Origin of the sequence: Psychrobacillus sp. L3, assembly GCF_042945595.1 — a bacterium.
Lineage (GTDB): Bacteria > Bacillota > Bacilli > Bacillales_A > Planococcaceae > Psychrobacillus.
In genome coordinates this window covers 1016287-1035687 of the sequence record NZ_CP168493.1, presented here as the reverse complement: position 1 = coordinate 1035687, position 19401 = coordinate 1016287, and the positions used below count along the sequence as shown (strand labels likewise).

The 19401-nt window shown below is 37.1% G+C and carries 14 protein-coding genes; 2 read left to right on the top strand and 12 right to left on the bottom strand.

What is annotated here, in order from left to right; genetic code table 11:
- Positions 1–3: 3 nt before the first annotated feature.
- The 4 genes from ACEPXD_RS04820 to ACEPXD_RS04805 all read right to left on the bottom strand — a co-directional run bounded on the left by ACEPXD_RS04820 (position 4) and on the right by ACEPXD_RS04805 (position 9601).
- Positions 4–1197, bottom strand: coding sequence for a DUF418 domain-containing protein (locus ACEPXD_RS04820; RefSeq protein ID WP_391120452.1), 1194 nt, complete (start codon positions 1195–1197; stop codon positions 4–6).
- 14 nt (positions 1198–1211) lie between these two features.
- Positions 1212–4898, bottom strand: coding sequence for a helicase-exonuclease AddAB subunit AddA (addA, locus tag ACEPXD_RS04815; RefSeq protein ID WP_391123015.1), 3687 nt, complete (start codon positions 4896–4898; stop codon positions 1212–1214).
- Between the two features lies 1 nt (position 4899).
- Positions 4900–8394 (bottom strand): helicase-exonuclease AddAB subunit AddB, encoded by a 3495-nt coding sequence (gene addB / locus ACEPXD_RS04810; protein ID WP_391120450.1) that lies wholly within the window; start codon positions 8392–8394, stop codon positions 4900–4902.
- 580 nt (positions 8395–8974) lie between these two features.
- Complete coding sequence (locus ACEPXD_RS04805) at positions 8975–9601, bottom strand: TVP38/TMEM64 family protein (RefSeq protein WP_391120448.1); 627 nt, start codon at positions 9599–9601, stop codon at positions 8975–8977.
- Between the two features lie 183 nt (positions 9602–9784).
- Between ACEPXD_RS04805 and ACEPXD_RS04800 the strand changes: the two genes are divergently transcribed.
- Together ACEPXD_RS04800 and ACEPXD_RS04795 are read left to right on the top strand one after the other, a co-directional pair.
- Complete coding sequence (locus ACEPXD_RS04800; protein WP_391120446.1) at positions 9785–10492, top strand: AzlC family ABC transporter permease; 708 nt, start codon at positions 9785–9787, stop codon at positions 10490–10492.
- Between the two features lie 4 nt (positions 10493–10496).
- Positions 10497–10805 (top strand): AzlD domain-containing protein, encoded by a 309-nt coding sequence (locus ACEPXD_RS04795; protein WP_391120444.1) that lies wholly within the window; start codon positions 10497–10499, stop codon positions 10803–10805.
- 997 nt (positions 10806–11802) lie between these two features.
- On the opposite strand, the gene ACEPXD_RS04790 is transcribed toward ACEPXD_RS04795, so the two are convergent.
- From ACEPXD_RS04790 to cccB, 8 genes are all read right to left on the bottom strand, one after another.
- Positions 11803–12051 carry a CsbA family protein gene (locus tag ACEPXD_RS04790; RefSeq protein ID WP_391120442.1) on the bottom strand — a complete coding sequence of 83 codons (249 nt, stop codon included), beginning with the start codon at positions 12049–12051 and terminating at the stop codon, positions 11803–11805.
- An 8-nt stretch (positions 12052–12059) separates the two neighbouring features.
- The gene (locus ACEPXD_RS04785; RefSeq protein WP_391120440.1) at positions 12060–13211 is read right to left on the bottom strand and encodes a PDZ domain-containing protein; all 1152 of its coding nucleotides are present in this window, start codon (positions 13209–13211) and stop codon (positions 12060–12062) included.
- Between the two features lie 86 nt (positions 13212–13297).
- Positions 13298–14716: a S41 family peptidase gene (locus tag ACEPXD_RS04780; RefSeq protein ID WP_391120438.1), complete on the bottom strand. Its 1419-nt coding sequence runs from the start codon at positions 14714–14716 to the stop codon at positions 13298–13300.
- Between the two features lie 68 nt (positions 14717–14784).
- Positions 14785–15357: a peroxiredoxin family protein gene (locus tag ACEPXD_RS04775; protein ID WP_391120436.1), complete on the bottom strand. Its 573-nt coding sequence runs from the start codon at positions 15355–15357 to the stop codon at positions 14785–14787.
- A 475-nt stretch (positions 15358–15832) separates the two neighbouring features.
- On the bottom strand, positions 15833–17140 hold the full coding sequence (locus ACEPXD_RS04770; protein ID WP_391120434.1) for a murein hydrolase activator EnvC family protein: 1308 nt from the start codon (positions 17138–17140) through the stop codon (positions 15833–15835).
- Positions 17141–17163: 23 nt separating this feature from the next.
- Positions 17164–18051, bottom strand: coding sequence for a permease-like cell division protein FtsX (gene ftsX / locus ACEPXD_RS04765; protein ID WP_391120432.1), 888 nt, complete (start codon positions 18049–18051; stop codon positions 17164–17166).
- Positions 18041–18727, bottom strand: coding sequence for a cell division ATP-binding protein FtsE (gene ftsE / locus ACEPXD_RS04760; protein ID WP_391120430.1), 687 nt, complete (start codon positions 18725–18727; stop codon positions 18041–18043). The genes ftsX and ftsE overlap by 11 nt, the downstream gene beginning before the upstream one ends.
- A 314-nt stretch (positions 18728–19041) precedes the next feature.
- Positions 19042–19386, bottom strand: coding sequence for a cytochrome c551 (gene cccB / locus ACEPXD_RS04755; protein WP_391120428.1), 345 nt, complete (start codon positions 19384–19386; stop codon positions 19042–19044).
- Between the last annotated feature and the right edge of the window lie 15 nt (positions 19387–19401).

Sequence of the window (19401 nt, the reverse complement as noted above, 5' to 3'; positions counted from 1 at the left end):
GTATTACAAATTGACTTTCTTTTCACCTATTTTCGACAAACTATTTGGATAAGTCAGTTTTCTCCACAATGCCTCGACAGGGCCTTGCTTGAATTTCATAAACCATATTTCTGCAAATACAAGCTGGAATACATATATACCGACGGCCATCCAAGTTCCTGTTTGAATATCTACCTTCCCATATAAACCAAATCCGTATGAATAGAAAATGGTAGTAGCGATAATCGATTGCATCAGATAGATAGTCATCGACATACGTCCTGCTTTCGCAAAAGGAGAAAGTAGTTTTTGCATAACAGGTATAGTACAAATCAGGGCAATGATTCCCGCGTAGGCGATTGCTTGTAAAGGTCCACCAAAAGTATCCTGGACTGAAACGGTGAACATATTTGCTTCGGTTAAGTAAGGAATCCATTTAATAGCAGTTCCACCGATTAGCGTAATGATAGTCGTGACAATCCAAAATACTTTTAATTCGCGTGTTCGTTCGATTAACTTTAGCTTTGCAGCTGCTGCTCCTAATAATAAAAACGGAACAATTGTAAATAACATGACGATAATAACTGCTCCATTTTGGGTCATTGTTAACCAATCTTCTAAGCGTTGCCAAAAAATGTCGACCCATGAACCTTCAGAAAAAGCCATAACGGAAGATTCAATTTCTTGGATACCAGTATAAATGATGACACTATTTGGATTGGCTCTTGCTATCAAGTACATTAATCCATGAAATACTCCATTCGGAAGTAAAAATAAAACCGCACTGATAAAAAACAACCAAATTGGCTTTAAACGAATCAGGACTAACAGAACAAAACCTGCAAGTGCATACGTGATTAGAATATCCCCCGACCAAATTAGAAACGCATGAATGCATCCAATTAAAAGAAGTACTGACAATCTTCGTACCGCTAACTTCGCAAAGGAAGTACCTCTCTCCTTTGTTTTCATAAACTGCATGGAAAGTCCGTATCCAAATAACATCGCAAATAACGGATATACACTGCCTTGTATGAAGATATCAATCAACATAAACGTTTCATGATCACCTGGAAAGTGAAACCATGTATACGGATTAAAATAAATATACGGAGAATGAAAAAACAGCATATTGACGATAAAAATACCTAAAAGCGCAAAGCCTCTCATCACATCAATCGAAATTACTCGTTCTTTCACCTCTGTTGGACGAATCAACAATTTTTTTCCTCCTAGAATGTAACCGTTTTGTCTATATCAAATAAATAAAGTACTTTCTCTTTTATCTCGACTTTCATAATAGCTTCGATTGCTTGTGCATAAAGCGATAGTTGGATATTGTATCGTTTTTTCATCTCTTCTATTAAATGAGTTTCATTTGCTACTAAATGTTGCACACGGTCGGTCTTATAATCAAGTAATACCCATCGCCCGTCCTCTTCTAAAAACAAGCAGTCCACTACCCCTTGAATTATTTGGCTATCACCATCTTCATCTTTTAAAGAGTAAGTGAACGGAAACTCTCGCATTAGTTGTGGCGCTTTTTTTAGTCGCTCTGCTATTTCAGAATGAAAGAATGGAACCATTTTCTTCGGATCAATTGCCTTTTGTTCTGCTTTTGTTAATATTTCTCGTTGGACAAGCGTTTCCGCAAAATTTTCTACTTGCTCGACCGTTTTTATTTCACTTAGATCAACATTTTGCATAAATGCATGAACTGCTGTTCCAGCCTCTGCTCCTGTTAGTTTTACTTGTTGAAGGAAAAAAGGCCGCGTTGCAATTGAAGGCATTTTCTTCGCGGTATTACCCATTTGGAAATAATCTTGATCTTCACTAGCCTCTAATTGCTGTATTTTCTTTATTTCACTAACGGCTTGTTTCGAGCGTTTATGTGTCGAAAGTTCAAAAGGATATGGAGTATCAAAACGAGCTTTTATGGTTGGTAAAGAAGGAAAGGTATCTCTCACTAATAATGCATCCAATGGTCTTTTTTCTGTTACTTCTACTTCCTTACGCAGTTTCAACTCGTCTATACATGTTGCAACAATTTTCCACTTAGACTCACTTTCCACGACATTCGCTTCTATTACATTTGCTATTTGTTTGTAGTCCGCATGTCTCGCGATTGCCGGACCAATCCAATCTAAATAACTTTTTGCTTTTGCACGCATATATCCAGGTAACATTTCATCTGCTAAAACAGATTGAGCATCTTCCCATTTCGTGAGTGTCTTAGCTAAATCTTTTATAGAAGCGGTAAGGATTAAATGCTCTTTCGCTCTAGTCATCGCAACATATAAAACACGCATTTCTTCAGCTTTTAGCTCCATTTGCTTCTTTTCTTTCATCGCCAAGAATGGCAAGGAAGTAAAGGAAATGCGTTTGTCCGGGTCGATTGCTTTTACTGCAAGTCCGAACGACTGATCAAATAAATATGCTTCGTTAAAGTCCATTTGGTTAAATGGTCGTCCCATTCCTCCAAGAAAAACGATAGGAAATTCCAATCCTTTCGAAGAGTGAATCGTCATCAAACGCACAACATTTTCTTTTTCACTAATGGCGCGTGCGGCTCCCAAATCATCTCCACGTTTTCGCATACGATCGATGAAACGTAAAAAGCGAAATAGCCCTCTAAAAGAAGTCTTCTCATAATCTACTGCACGGTCATGTAAAATACGTAAGTTAGCTTGGCGCTGCTTCCCGTTAGGCATAGATCCTACCATTTCATAATAATTCGTATCCAAATAAATTCGCCAAATCAAATCCGCAAGTGAACCTCTTCTACTTAGATTTCGCCAATCTTCAAACTGCAGGACAAAACGTTGCAGTTTTTCTTCCGTTTCCGCTGACATCCCGCCTCTTCCAGTAGCAATATATAATTTTAATGCGTCATAAAATGGATCTTTCGGAGCAGCTAAACGAATAAGTGCCAATTCCGACTCTGTTAATCCAACGAAAGGCGAACGCAGAACAGCAGCTAACGAAATATCTTGGTAAGGGTTATCAATTGTCCGAAGAGTATGGAGCATAATAAGTACTTCAATTGCTTCAAAATAACCTTTCGATAACTCGGCATATAATGGAATTCCCGCTTCTTTAAATTGATCAGTTACTTCTTGAGACCAAGTCATGGAGCGCATTAAGATGACAATATCACTATATTGAATAGGACGTGTTGTTTTTTTCCACGGATCGTAAACAGTTGCTCCTGTCTCCATCATTTCTTTAATTTTCGAAATGATATAACGAGCTTCTGCTTGCGATTTTTTTAACTCTTCTTCTGCGATTACAACTTCATCTTCCGAATCTTCCGCACTACCGTCCTCTACTTCATATAAAAGTGCTAGTTCAACAGTTGCTTCACTTTCGTCATAGGGTGCTTGGGGTTTTAACGAGGCAGCATCATCGTAATTTATTTCCCCTACACTTTCTCCCATGATTTGCTGGAAAATATAATTCGTAGCATGTAACACTTCTTTACGACTTCTAAAGTTTGCGTTTAAATCAATTTTCACACCCGAGTCAATGGGCATTTCGTTAAATAGAAGATACTTTCCTAAAAATAGCATCGGTTCTGCTAAACGAAAACGATAAATGGATTGTTTCACATCACCAACCATGAACATATTGCCCGTCTGCTCGTCCCCACTTTTAACGAATTGCAAAATAGTTTCTTGCAGTCTATTTGTATCTTGGTATTCATCTACTAATACTTCTTTGAAACGAGCTTGATACTCTTTTGCGATTTCAGAGGGACTTAATTCTCCATTTTCTTCACTGACACTTAGTATTTCCAGTGCATAATGCTCTAAATCGGAAAAGTCGACCAGTCCTTTATCGTTTTTAGCAGCAGAATATCTCTCTCCATACGTAATGGCTAAATCGACTAATGTTTTGAGTTGCGGGGCCATCAGTCTCATTTCCTCTAATAATCGTTCGGGCGTTCTCGTGAAAAAGTTCTCTTTTAACTCGTTGATAATTTTTTTTACTTTCGTTCGTTTGTCTGTCGCTTGTTTTTTCAGTGTTTCGTCACAGGAATCTTTTTTGATGGTCGCAGCTTTTCCCCATGACAAGCTTTGAAAAAAATGAAACACATCTCGCCAAGATTCATTTTTCATCAACGAAACCGCTTCTTGCATCATGAGTTGGTCCTTCATCGCTGTTTCTGCTAGGGGGGATGGTCCATTCGGAAGATTCGTTATCTTACGAATTTCTTCCGTCACCGCAATCGCTTCTTCTAACTGATGAACAATCGACAGCTTCAATGGACCAATAAATGAAAGACTATCAATCGAAGCATCTTCGCTTAAATTATATGCTTCTGGAATTGCAAGTAACCATTTCTTTGGTTCTGGATGCACCCGTGCATACGTATATAATTTTTCAATCATCGTCTCAATCGACTGGTCATCACGGTCAGATGTAAAACTATCCGAAAGTCGATACATTGGTTCTGGGTTTTCTACATGATAAGCTTCTTCTAATACTTCTGCTAAAATATCATCTCGCATTAATGCAGCTTCGGTTTCATTTGCGATTCGGAATCCCGGATCTATCGTCAACATATAAGCGTACTGGCGGACGATATTTAAACAAAATGAATGGAGCGTAGAAATTTGAGCTTTATTTAACAGACTTAACTGCTTACGTAGATGAGCAGATGAGGGATCCATCGCAATTGCTTTCTCCAGTGCTTCTCCCATTCGGTGACGCATTTCAGCAGCCGACGCATTTGTAAACGTTACAACGAGTAGTTCGTCGACGTTTATCGGATTATCTTTTGCAATTACTTTTTGAATCAATCGATCGATTAAAACGGCTGTTTTACCAGAGCCAGCTGCTGCAGAAACAAGCACATCTGAACCACTAGCCCAAATAGCCTTCCACTGTGCAGGAGTCCATGTTAAATCTTCTGGCATATTAGGAATGTTCACTTGTACCCATCTCCCCTCGAATTTTTTCCGTCACTATTTCTGGTTGTTCTGCTTTCAATTGACGTATTGGTTGGTCAGGATTTTGTGGATCAAACTGACATACACTGCGATACGAACAATACGTACAAGGCATTTTGTCTTTTAAACGATATGGATAAACACGAGTGTCTCCTGCATTCATCCCATTTCCAGCCTGTTCATGTTTTTTTCGTACGAATGATTGGAGCAGTTTCATATCTCCTTGGTCCACTACTTTCGATGAGGATTTAGATAGATTTCCATCTTTATTCATTCGTACAGGAATTACTTTGGAAAAACCTTCTATTTGTTCATCCATTTCCATAATGACTTCTGGTTCATCGAGTAACAATCCGTTCATTTTGTACGATTTATAAATAGCATCTTCTAACTCTGCTTCTGCCATTTCTTTTTTCGATTGAATAAAAGGATTATGCAAATGTACATATAAAACACCTGCAGGCTGTGCTTCTTCCTGTAACCAAATTGGCGCATTTTCTATCGCGACATCTAAATATGTTAACATTTGCAGGGATAAACCGTGATACACTTCGTTCAAATCAATGCCTTTTTTAGAAGATTTATAATCCACGATTCGTACAAACATATTTCCGTTCACATTTGCAGCATCTACTCGGTCAATTCTTCCACGCAACTGCATTATTCTGTGATGCTTAAGGCCAATTTCTAAAGCGGGTAAAGCTTCACCAGGACCAAATCCTGCTTCCACTGCAATTGGAATGAAACCAGAGACATTGGAATGTTTACTTAATGCAATGAGTGTAGAAGCGACAATTTGTTCTAGTTTTCGTTGGATATAACGATAGCGATTCGTACTTAACAATAACTGGTGGACAAAGATTGGCACAATATGATCGACTGCTTGTTTTGCAAGCTGCATACACTGCGCTTTCGAAAGCTCGCCCCATATTAGATTTAATCGATTGGTTTCATCCGAAATCCATTTTAATGCAGCATGAAATAAATCACCCATTGCAGGTGCTTCCAAACGATATTCTGAACGTTCCTCTAACTTTAAACCGTAGGCGGCAAAATGAGCAAAGGGACAACTATAATATTTTTCTACGCGTGATACGCTAGAGATCATCGTTTCACCGTAAAGAGCAGATGTCATATTCTGCGTAAGTCTTTCGGTTTTATTGCCATGAATAAGTGGCTTTACAATCCTATTCAATAATTTTGACCAATAAGGATCATCCATATAATAGCGATAAACGGATTGCCAAACTTCCGAAAGTTCTCCTGTCTCCAGCGCTTCCCTTAGTTGCATAACGACATAGGGTAATGTAGTTCTGGGGTGACTAATGGTGGATAAATCAAAAACAGTCTCTGTGGAATCGCTCGGATCCATTACTGCAATATTGACTTGGACATTTCCTACCATTTGCTGAAGTTTTTTTATATACATCGAAGGAAGCATTGCTTTCCCTTCACTATCTGCAATTGGATAAGACACATATAAATATTCGGATGCAGCAGTGAATGCTTTATATACTAAATAGTTTTCATCAAGCAAACGCATTTTGGAGGTAGGAGCTAACTCAAAGCCAATTTGAGCGAACCATTCGCGTTCTGTGTCCGAGAGTAGCCCTTCATGATCCATTCTTTTTGGATATACACCGTCATTTACCCCAAGAACAAAAACAGCCTTTATATCCGAAATTCTTGCGATATCTAAATTTGCGACAACTACTTGATCGACTGTCGGTGGAATTCGAGAAAAGGTTAACTGGTCATATCCTTCTTCTAAAATTTTCGAAGCTTCTTCGAGTGTCATATCTTTTTCCCCAAACATTAAAACGAATTGATCTAGTACATTGATCCATTCATTCCATGCTTGCTCATGTTCAGTTGCAAGTAATAATTGCCCTTCTTCCTCTTCTGTTTCCTTTAAGACTTGCAACTTATCGTAAACTTGCAATGTGTCCATAAATGTAAATAAGGCTGTAGCAATTTCAATTCCCGTCTTACTTCCTTCTAGCTTTTCTGCCAGCGTTTTTAAGGGAGTCACTACTAAATCTCTAACTGTATGAATATCCGCTTGAATACTTAACTCTTCATCCGTTTGAACTTTCGAATAAAATTCAAGGCCACGGTATTTTTTATATATCCAGCGACGGTCATCGAACCATCTGTCTCCGTATATACCGAAGGACAGAACAAAATTTTCTAATCGATCCGCCCTTTCTCTCCAGGCCCTCTTGGAAGCATTTAGTGGGAAAAACAAATCCGTTTTAATTGCCCGGAAAGTCGGCTCATACTTCCAATCAGTGCGAATGATTTCCAATACAGAACGACTTAACTCGATTAGCGGATGATGTAACATCGTTTTTTTCTGGCTAATAAACACCGGAATCTCATATTGCGCAAAAATAGTTTCGATTAGTCCTTCGTAAGCTTCCGCTTCTCGATGTAAAATCGCCATTTCTTTATAACGAACATCCTTTTGTTGCATAAGCGATCGTATATTCCGTGCAACTGCGTGAACTTCCGCACGTCTATTTGCTGCTTCTGTTAATTGAAGCTTACCTTCTGTCCCAATCTCACGCGATGGAACCTGATCAAAGTCTGCTTCCATATGCGCTAATTCTTTCGAAACAAATCGTCTTTGCTTTGTTTGATGCACGGTCGCTTCTACTTCTACTTTTTCCTCGTTTGCAATATCTAGTAGCCTATTACATGTAGATGCAGGTTGATAAAATAAGGACTGCTCATCCAGTGCATCCGCAAGCGATTCCATTGGAAGTGCTATCGTAATACGTTTTACTTTTTTCATTAATGCTTGAATTATTTCCAACTCTCTAGTTGTAAAAGAAGTGAATCCATCTATATAAATTTCCGTCGTTTCGAGCAGCGAGGAGTCTTTAATTTTTTGTGCGAGTAATGTTAAATACCCTTCTCCGTCTATATAGCTCGTTCCCAACTTTTGCTCCATCAAATCGAGCATCATGACTAAATCAGCAGATTTATCCTTTAATGTTTTTGGGGCTTGCACATTTTCTAAATCATTTAGTATATTGGACATCGTTTCATAATCTAAACAGTATCGGTTAAATTCCTTCAAAAGTACTTCAATTTGATCTGTGAATCCTCGTTTTGTTGCTGCTCTTTTAAATAATTTGAATTGATCTTTATTATCTTCTAGTAAGCTTCGGATTAGCATCCGATAACCAAATCCGCTAATTTCCTCTTTGGCAATGCCTCCTGTTTCCTGCAATACCCGCCAAGCTAATCGTTTAAATGTCGTTACTTGTGCCCGTATTAAACCCGCAAGTCCTGAATCTGCTGCAAGTGTATACTCACTAGAGAATGACATTTGGTCAGGGACAATATAAAATAGCGGATCGCCAATAGGTGCCGCCTGTAAAGTATCAATTATCTCCTGTTGCATAAACTTTGTTTTACCCGTTCCCGATCGTCCGCTTACAATTCTTAATGACAAATTCGCACCTACTTTCTTAAAATAAAAAACGAATAATTCCTTCTCTCTATTGTACAAAACATCCAGTAGAGTTGGAAATTATTCGAAATTTAAATTTAGTGTCGCCATATTAATAGAGCAATATTTATTATTTTTCATAAGAAAAACGCAGGATTACTTTGAGCCCATGCTGTCTTTACTATTTTCAAAGTGCTTTGGACGAAGCATCGGCTACACTTTTTCCGGTAATCTTGTGGCGGATGTTTGTCCGTCACCTTCTTGAAATATGTAGAAACATGGTGCGTAAGGTTTGGTTAATGAGAGATTAGATACTTTCTATTCTTTTAAAAGCGGACGAAGATGCAATGAAGTTCGCACAGCGCTTCTTTATTAATGGATTTTATCTATTTTTTTCAATTACAACCAATTCTAATCATCTGCCCACTGATTCATGTATACTGTAAACGATAAAAGTAAAAAATAGTCCAGATCAAACCCTTGCAAGATTAGAGCAACCCTTAACTAACCAGAATCCATCTGTATCTAGGACTTACCTAGCAAACAATTCCATATACATTCTTTTTTAAAAATTCCACTAATTTCACTTTTTAGTTCGTCTCTCCGCAGGAATGGATATAAAGTCTGCTTCTACTTTATTATTTATTCTTTTTTCCACACTCTTTCCTACAAACCAAAGAATAACTATAATGAGGGCTACTATTATCGTTCTTATTGGCTGGGTTACAAGTGCTTTTATGTCTGACCCGATGAAACTTACGACTAAGATCATGATTAATTTACCTAATGTGACCGTCCATAAGTACGTTTTCTTTTTTATATTTGACAATCCAGCAACTATGTTAATAAGAGCGGATGGAGTAAAAGGAAAGCATATAAGTAAAAACAATGGACCAAAACCATTTCTCTCTACCCATAATATTAACTTTTGAATTCTTTCATGCCTAGTAATAAAACCTAAAGCTCTTGCTCGTCCATATTTTCGGATCACTAAAAATACCGTGTATGCACCCGCAGCAGAACCTATCCAAGACAATAAAAATCCCAATAAAATTCCGTATGCATTGACATTCGCTATAATAAAAACGACTAATGGTAAAAAAGGTAAAAAAGCTTCTAAGAAAGGTAGAAGAAGGCCAGTCAACGGTCCAAGTGCTCGGTAATCTTGTGTCAAATTAGTCAATGTTTCAAATGAAAACCAGCTAGGCATGATGACTCTCCTCTATGATATTAATAAGTATTTTTTTCATTATGTGGAAATGAAACTTGTTTAATAATGCTTTTCGTTCACATGTATGTATATTTATACTATTCCCAATTTTCATATGTATAAAACTATAGATATATAGTATAATTTGTTCATTCGTATTTTAAAAGGGGTTTAAAGCTTATTATGAATAATAATTCATTTGTAAAAGGTTTAAGAGCAGGGATTAGTATTGCAATTGGCTACTTCCCTGTTGCATTAACATTTGGTTTATTAGCAAAAACGACTGGACTTTCTATTGTGGAAGCAACTGCAATGAGCATTTTTGTATTTGCCGGTGCATCTCAATATATGTCATTAACGCTTATTTCAAATGGCGTGGATCCTATTTTAATAGTTTTAAATACATTTGTCGTCAACATTCGTCACTTCTTAATGACGGCTGCGCTGAATGAAAAGATGCATAGTGAAAAGAGATGGGTTAAAGGAATTTATGCTTTTGGGATAACGGATGAATCTTTTTCCGTATTAGCAACACAGAAAGAAGAGAAAGTACAAACTTCTTTTGCCTTTGGTGTTGCCTTAATTGGCTATAGCAGTTGGGTTTTATTTACCGCTATTGGACATATCATAGGAGCTAACCTACCTGCCTTTTTACAAGCAGCTATGTCAATTGCTTTATACGCCATGTTCGTTGGGTTACTAGTCCCTTCTATGCGCGGCAATCGAAAAGTAGTGATGCTAGCGCTGTTTGCTGCTATTATAAACGGATTTTTTTATTGGACAGGTTTATTATCAACAGGTTGGGCTATTTTAGTCGCTACGCTTGCGTCTTCTATTTTTGTCGAAATTATTTATGCAAGACAAAGCCTAAACTTGCCGGAAGGAGCCTAAACTTATGGGTGCTTGGTATTGGTGGACGATATTTGGAATGGCTCTTGTCACATATATCCCTAGGGTTTTCCCGCTTACTTTTTTAGAAGGTAAAAAATTACCCCCTGTTATCTCAGGTGTATTAAGCAATATACCATTTGCAGTCCTAGGAGCATTAATTTTCCCAGCTATTTTATATGTGCAACAAGGGAATTTATTATTTGGACTTATTGGTGCAGTTGTCGCATTCACACTAGCCATTATCTCTACAAATGTAATGGTAGTTGTGCTAGGAACAATTGGAGTTTTAGCAGTTTATAGTTTATTGTTTTGAAAAATATTTGAGTATTATAGATACATAGTGGATTATTGCAATTATAGTTTTCTATTAGAAGAAGGGCAGTGCATTTGCGATTTGAAAGAACAATCTTGCGTTATAGCTACTTGAACTTCGGTTATTCACTTCCTTATCATGACTGTTGATTATCATATTTTTTCCAACTAATACATTTAGGTCGATCTACGATTAGTCTTCCGTCTTACTGTAGATATAGTGTGTCGTAAGAAAGTTACCGTTGGGATTTCCGCTGCAGGGCGGACGCTTTCCGCCGGGTGAGCGATGTGCCATCACCGACGCATGCGCGCCGCTTGTGATGGCACATCTGTCTCCCTCATCCGGCAGGAGTCGCCGCCCTTCCGCTACAATCCACCATATTTGCTAACTAGTCAGTATCACTACTCGCCATTAAATGTTATGAAGTATTGTCTAAAATAAAATTCAATAAATGGATGAACTTGACAAACTAGCTACTGAACGCGACCATCCCCTCAATATAATGGGTTTACTTGGAATGAGATGACACTTATTAATTGGACACACGATCAATAATGCGTACTAACAAATAACCACTTTGCTTGTGGCACCTTTTAATATTTAGTTGGAATTTTAGAGCATTTAGTTGGAAAAAAGGGAAGTTTAGTTGGAAAAGCATTTATTCTTCACCTTTTTATACGTAATTACCCGACTTTGAATAACTAGCAAGCTCTATTGGATTGTAGCGAAAGGGCGGCGACTCCAGCGGGAATAGCATGAGCTGAAGACCCTGGACTGAGCGCCAGCGAAGGAAGCGGCTGAAGCCATGCCCGCGGAAAGCGTCCGCCCTGAAGTGGAAATCCTAGCGGTATATTATTAGTTCGCACTATTTCTAAAAAGCTAACTGAAACATAAAACTGTAAGCCAGTATCTCGTTTCATTAAATAGAAGAAGATGGATAATCAACAGACTCGCTTCCTTATATTTCTCTCCTATAAAAAATCCGCACTCTTATTTTTTAAGAGGCGGATTCTTTTTTATTTCTCATATGGGTGACGTACCAAAATCCAATGGTTAAAGATGCAGCATCTATCATATAGATCCACCATCTATGCGTGTAGCCAGCATAGACCGATGCTGCAAATAGTGCAACCGTCAAGATTAATGCGACATAATGATTAAATGTAATTCGTGTAAATAATAGGACGAGAAGTGCTGGAGAAAAAATGGCTAATATTATTTGTGTTGATACCGATAATGATTCCATAACTCCTCCTACCTAACTAATATTAAGCCTAGTCGATAATGATCATGTTTGAACAATATATGTTGCCGTAAACGGAGTTCTCCACCCACATCTACTATTTCTAAGCGACAGTGAGCTGCATTAATTTGAACGGCTTCATAAAGTTCGTTCTCGTTCGTCACTTTGTGTCCGTTTACTTTAACAATACACTCACCGATGAGAAGTCCCATTTTCTCTGCTGGTGAATCTTCTAAAACACCTGCAATCATAACACCTTTAGACTGAGGAGAAACAGCAAAAGTTCCGGACGTTTCTTTTTTATAGGCAATATATGAAAGCAATAATCTAGCAATAACCCCGATGATTAAAGCAACTCCACTAATAAGCGGCATGATATACCCTACTGCTGCTATAACTAGGATTGCTATCCCTAATTGCCAAACTTGTTTCCCATAGCGAGGGAAAAACTCCACTGCCAATGTTCTTCTGCTTTTTTGCTGGAATCCAATGACAAATGGAAATAAAATTAGTGAAAATGTTGATTCTCCTAATCTAAATTGCGGCCAATATGGGAGATAGGTAGAAATGACTTCTCCTGGTACAACTAATAAAACAGGTAATAACCATAAGCGTTTCGTTACATATTCAATTGCTTTGCTACCTCTTGCTGTTTTCACTAGTTTCGGAGAGGCATTTGTTGCGCCATGCTTTTGTATAAGAATACCTTCCACAATTAACAACAAGCCAGCTAAAATTGCTATTGGAACAACTGCTTCTTGCATAATATTAAATCCAGTAAAATTAGGAAAAGTCCAATCGTACCTATTCATCACATACAACGTAACAACTCCAAGTGCCATCGCATAAATGGCAGAGCCAAGTTGGTACACAAATAGTAATATAAATAAAATCATCCATGCACTATAACTAAATAACCAAGAAGATGGAACGACAAGACCTATTGCTATGCTAAGAACAGAAAGGATTATTGCCCAGACATACCCATCCAGTAAGTGCTTGAACTCTGTCCAACCCCATAATATTCTAGCGCGGAAATGTTTTCTTTCTCTCTTCACACGAAAATAACCAATTAATATAGAAAAAAGAAGCGTAATATATACTGCAGGATGTAGAAAAAATACTCCTATTCCTTTAGCCAAATCGATCAAAATATCTTCCACTTTACGCACCCCCATCTCTTACAGACTATCCATTCTATTATTGTAACAAAAGGGAGAGGCTTTGCGTATAGGATTTTAGAATAATCTTATTTTTTCAAGTCATGAATTAAATAACTTATCCCCATTTGCAATTGCTTATCGTTTTCTTTTAGACTCTTATAATCACTAATATTTTTAGAAAGTGACTGGAAGAATACATCATCTATTTCATTATTAGATTCTAATTTATTTTCTTCACGGTATTTTTCTACTGCCTTCATGGTATCTTCATCAAAATAACCATCTTTTCGAACAATATTGTATCCTAAAGCAGCAAGTATATTTTGAGCGTACTTTATTTCTTCTCCATAATCTCCCACTCTAAATTCTCCATGTGGATATTTAACATCCATTGTGTACAATTCATTTGGCTCTACTTTCAAATCTGCTTGAATTCCTTTGTGATGAATCCATTCTTGCTTTGGTGTAAGCCATTTATGTGTGGAAATTTTTAGTTTACCCCCATTTGAAAGAGGATGTGTTTCTTGGACAGTGCCTTTTCCATAGCTTGTTTCTCCAACGATCATCGCACGTTTATTATCTTTTAATGCTCCAGCTAAAACTTCACTAGCAGAGGCACTGGTACCATTTTGCAATAAGACGACTGGAATTTTATTCAAATAAGGCTTTTCCTTACTTTCCGTGTTTAGCATCTCAAGCACTCCATTTGGATCTTGCATATAAGCAAACGTCTTCCCATTTTCAAGTAGCGTACTAACAATAGCAGACACGCTATACAAATAACCGCCTGGATTTCCTCTCACATCAATAAGTAGACCCTCAATTCCTCTATCCACTAATGATTTTGTTTGTGTTTTCCATTCCTCACCAGTTTTTTCTCCGAATATAGAAATGGCAACAATTCCAATCGAATATCCATCCACTTCATATACTTCACTCGAAACTGAATGCATGGCAATCGTTTCCCGTTTCATATGTAGTTCCACATGCCGTTCCTCGCTTGAACGATAAACGGTCATTTTGAGACTCGTTCCTTTTTCTCCACTTAACATTTTCACAAGATCCGATAAAGTTTTTCCATTGAGTCTCTCGCCGTTCACTCGAACAATTTCATCTTGTGGTTTCAAACCTGCTTTAAATGCGGGAGAGTCTTTCAGTGGCGCAACTACGATAAATTTTCCATCTGAAATTGCTATTTCTGCTCCAATCCCAACACGCTCTTCTGCAAGAGATGCATCATGTGCAGTTGCTTCTTCTTCAGTTAAATAAGTACTATGTGGATCATCTAGTGCCTGTGCCATTCCACGAATTGCACCTTCTACTATTTGCTTATCATTTTTGGAAAATACCGCTTCTTTTTTAATTAATTGAAATGCCTCATCAATTACTTGACTATTACTAATAGTCACTTGTTGTTTCGTTGAAGATTTCCCGACCCAAAAATACACTACACCTATCAAAATAATAAACAAAAAAACATATAAAAAAATCCGACTTTTGCGCAAGCTATACCTCCTACTTTTCCACTAATATATGTGAAAAGATTGGAGTTTAATACTTGCACAAAAATCGGCTATTCATTAAGACTTTTAACTAAATCCGTCAGCATTTGTTCATCCATCGGGCCAACTATTTTATTTTGAATCGTTCCATTTGTATCGATTATATATGTAGTAGGAATCGTAATAGCTTGATAGATTTTCCCTACTTTACCTTCTTCATCTAAAAGAATAGGGAAACTTAATGCATAATCTTCTTGAAATGCTTTTACATTATCCATTCCCGAATCCAAATTAACCGCTAAGATTTCTACATTTTCTTTCACTGCCATATCTTCGTAATAGTTTTGCATATGAGGCATTTCCGCTTTACAAGGAGGACACCAAGTTGCCCAAAAGTTTAAGACGACTTTTTTTCCTTTATAATCTGCTAAAGATACTTCTTTTCCTTCCAGCGTAGTAAGTTTAAAGTTTGGGGCACTATCTCCTTTTCCAACGCCTTCATTTGCAGGATCAGTAGCTAAATCAGTTCCTAGCTGTTCATTTGCTAATGCTTCGGTCTTATCTACATTATTTTTTACAAACGAAATGGTCGCAATTGCAACTAAACATGCAACGGCTACTAAACCGATTATTTTTTTCTTCACAGCTTTTCCCCCTCCAATTAGTTTGCAGCAGCTATTTGAATTTAAGAATATTCTACCGCTCCTATTATATGCATAATCGCATGGAGAATACTAATTTGTTGTTTTAACATTATATATTTCGAAAAATCACTTATTGAGCTGAATAAAAGTGCAATCTTTTCTGAGAAGACTTTTGTTCGGATAAATGAAGTTACGGATAAGGGTATTAATGGCAAAGAATGACCGTTATTAGATGAAAGTAACCAGCCTCACTGTGAAAGCGACCAAATGTTTGCCTACTCTCTAACGGAAGTACGGACCAGCTAGACCCCGCACGAAGCGGAGACAAGGAGGAGGCTGGGAGCTTCGTCCTCGGAAAACGAGTATCTTTTTCCGACCTCCATTTTTCCTGTTTTCTATTTTAAAAGAAAAAAACTGTAGACAAACTCGATTTTTATCGAGTTTGTCTACAGCTTGAAGCGATATTAGCCGCTTATTATAGTGAAATATATCTTAGAGGATTGACGGCATTTTTCGCCATACCTTCCCAGTATCCAATATGAATTTCAAAATGTAAATGAGGTCCAGTAGAGTTACCAGTCGTTCCGATCGCTCCAATAATTTGGCCTTTTGAAACAACTTGTCCAACAGTTACTTTTATACTGCTCAAATGTGCATACAATGAAGTGAAAACTTCACCATCAATCGAGTGTGTTACCATAATAACATTTCCGTAGGTACTTAGTGGAGAAGCGTATGAAACTACACCATCAGCAGCTGAGACAACTGGCGTACCGATACTATTTGCGAAATCAGTTCCGTAATGCATTTTTTCTGCACCATAAATTGGATGTATTCTAGAGCCAAAACCTGAAGTTATTCGCCCATTTGCGGGTTTCGTCCATGATCCTGGAGAAACATCTGGAATTGCTACGGAAGAACCACTAGCAGCTTGCTGACGCTTACGTTCTTCAGCTGCTTTACGTTTTTTCTCTTCGGCTGCTTTTCTAGCAACTTCTGCTAAACGTTTTTGCTCCGCAACAATTTGATGTTGAACATCTTCACTTAATTCCAATATATCATCATATTCAGTTTCCAACTCTTGCTTCTGCGTATTTAACTTAGCTTGTTCAGCCTCTAATTGATCGATAAGCGTTCCTTTTGAATCTTTTTGTTTATCTAAAGAAGCTTTTAAGTTACCTAAATTTTTTTTTCTTTCTTCTTGGTCATTTAACTTTTTCTCTAAGCTTACTTTTTGTTCTTCTAATTGTTTTTTATCATCTGCTTGTTCTTTTAGAATTGCCCGATCCGCTTCCATTAGGGTACTAACAGCTGAAAAACGGTCAATAAAATCGATGAAGCTATTTGCTCCAAGTAATACATCTAAGTAGCTGACGGATCCACCACTTACTTGGACTGCACGAATGCGCTCTTTTAAAAGTTCATCACGCTCTTCAATTTTACGTTCCAATTCGGTAATGGACGCATGTAATTTTTCAATCTCATTGGTTGTTAATTTGATTTCATTCAAAACAGTAGAGATTTTGTTCTCAGTTTCTATTATTTCAGAATCTAACGCTTTTATTTGCGCCATGATTTGGTCGATTTTCGACATATTTTGACCGATTTTATTTTCTGTTTCTTTAATATTCGAATGAATCGAATCTTTTTTTTGTTCTAATTGTTTCTTTTCATTTTTTAAATCATTTAAAGAATTAGCTAGTGCACTTGGTCCTGTGAATAAAAGTGCTGCTGATGTAGCTACGATTAATATACGTAGCTTCCATTTAGACTGTTTTCTCAAAACGTATTGCTCCTCTCATCCTCTTAAACGCGTAAAAATTTACGAACTGACATGAAACTACCCCAGACTCCTATTAATACACCCATTAATAATATCAAAGCATCTACTTGATAAATAAAAGGAGAATAATCGAGCAGTTTGAATAGATTTCCTTGCGCCAGTTTTGGCTCTAACATCTTATAGATATTGTAGTAGAGTACGGAAACTAAAGTGATTGGAATAATAGATCCTAGAATACCGAGCCACATTCCTTCTAAAATAAATGGAATTCGTATAAACCAGTTTGTTGCACCTACAAGTTTCATAATTTCAATATCTCTTCTTCTTGCCACGATAGTAATACGAATAGTATTAGAAATTAGAAACATTGCGGTGAACAATAAAGCTAATATTAATACTAACCCTACATTTCTACTTGTGTTCAAGAAAGAAAATAGTCTTTCTATTTTTCCTTCACCGTATTTCACTTCGAATGTGTTATCTAACCGGTCAATTTTTTTCGCTACTACTTCTGTTTCTTGCGGATTTTTAGCTTTCACAACAAACACATTATGTAAAGGGTTCTGTTGTTCAAATAAAAGTAGGTCATCTCCAAAATCCAAGACTAATTTATTCAACTCATCTTCTTTTGGCGAATATAAAACTTCTGCTACGCCTGTTGTGTGCTTTATTTCTTCTTTTAATTTCGAAATGGAAGCATCATCTGCTGTCAATTCAACAATTACTTTAATTTCGACATCTTTTTCAAGATCGTCCGCAACTTTACTTAAATTCATCATTATCATGACGAATACACCTACAAGCAATAACGTAACCGTCACTGCACTTACCGAAGCAAAGGTCATCCATCCATTACGACTAATACTCTTAAGGCTATCCCTGAAGTGCCTTCCTGCTGTTCTAGCTTTCATAACCGTAATCTCCTCCGTATTCATCCCGAGTGATTAATCCACCCTCTACAGCGATAACACGGTGTCTTATTGTATTAACAATTTCCCTATTATGAGTTGCCATAATAATGGTAGTTCCTCGTGAATTAATTTCTTCGAAAATATTCATAATTTCCCATGAAGTATCAGGATCTAAATTTCCAGTTGGCTCATCTGCAATAACTAATTTTGGTGTATTTACAATAGATCGAGCAATAGACACTCTTTGCTGCTCCCCACCAGAAAGCTCCGTTGGAAACATCCTTGCTTTATGCTTGAGACCGACAAGTTCTAGTACGTCCATTACGCGTTTGCGAATTACTTTAGGAGTTTCTTCAATTACTTCCAAAGCAAAGGCAATGTTCTCATATACATTCAAACGAGGAAGTAATTTAAAGTCTTGAAAAACAACCCCAATTTGTCTTCTTAAATATGGTACTTTTGAAGGCTTCAAAGTTGCTAAATTAACCCCGTTAATAAAAATATCGCCAGAAGTTGGACGCTCTTCTCGATACATCATTTTAATGAATGTCGATTTTCCTGCACCACTTGGTCCAACAACATAGACGAATTCACCTTGTTTAATTTCTACGTCAATACCATTCGCAGCAACAATTCCATTTGGGTATTTTTTGTAAACGTTTAACATTTCTATCATTTTTAAACCACCTATTTATTTCACTTGATAAATTTCGACATGCTTATTATAACATTAGAACTCGCTTCTTTTGTTACAATTACATTTCAATTAGTAGGTAATATTAGGTGACACACCCATCTTCTTTTGGTTAATCTTTAGGAAATAGGATAATTTATTTACATACAAATTCCCTATTTATCCTTATATTCTACATATAACGTCTAATTTCCTCCCTTATTAACAAAAAAATCAGCTGCTACGAATGAGCAACTGATTTATTATTAGGAAGAATATGCTTGCTTTTATTGTCGAAACTAGTACATACGAATGCGTTATTTATTATTCGATAACCATGTAGCTACTGCTTCCGCTTCATCTCCGGAAACAAGTCCACCTGGCATTCCACCTCGACCATTTTTAAGTACATTCAAAATTTCATCTTTAGATAGTCGAGATCCTACAGTCATTAGATTTGGGGTGCCTCCTTGACCTTGTAAGTTTCCTCCGTGACAAGTAGTACATTTTGCTTGTACAATTTTTTCTGGATCTACTTTGGCAGTTTCAGTTGTTGTCGTCCCCGTAGTAGTTTCTGTTGCGGTTTTGTCCGTTTTTGCTCCACCACATGCCGCTAACAATAATACTGTTCCAAAAATTACAGCTAATAGTTTCTTGTTCATAATAAATCCTCCCTC

Bases quoted from the DNA above. Each gene is read 5' to 3' on its own strand.
- addA (WP_391123015.1), bottom strand. From the start codon at position 4,898: ATGCCAGAAGATTTAACATGGACTCCTGCACAGTGGAAGGCTATTTGG.
- ftsX (WP_391120432.1), bottom strand. From the start codon at position 18,051: ATGAAAGCTAGAACAGCAGGAAGGCACTTCAGGGATAGCCTTAAGAGT.
- ACEPXD_RS04790 (WP_391120442.1), bottom strand. From the start codon at position 12,051: ATGGAATCATTATCGGTATCAACACAAATAATATTAGCCATTTTTTCT.
- cccB (WP_391120428.1), bottom strand. From the start codon at position 19,386: ATGAACAAGAAACTATTAGCTGTAATTTTTGGAACAGTATTATTGTTA.
- ftsE (WP_391120430.1), bottom strand. From the start codon at position 18,727: ATGATAGAAATGTTAAACGTTTACAAAAAATACCCAAATGGAATTGTT.
- ACEPXD_RS04800 (WP_391120446.1), top strand. From the start codon at position 9,785: ATGAATAATAATTCATTTGTAAAAGGTTTAAGAGCAGGGATTAGTATT.
- ACEPXD_RS04805 (WP_391120448.1), bottom strand. From the start codon at position 9,601: ATGCCTAGCTGGTTTTCATTTGAAACATTGACTAATTTGACACAAGAT.
- ACEPXD_RS04795 (WP_391120444.1), top strand. From the start codon at position 10,497: ATGGGTGCTTGGTATTGGTGGACGATATTTGGAATGGCTCTTGTCACA.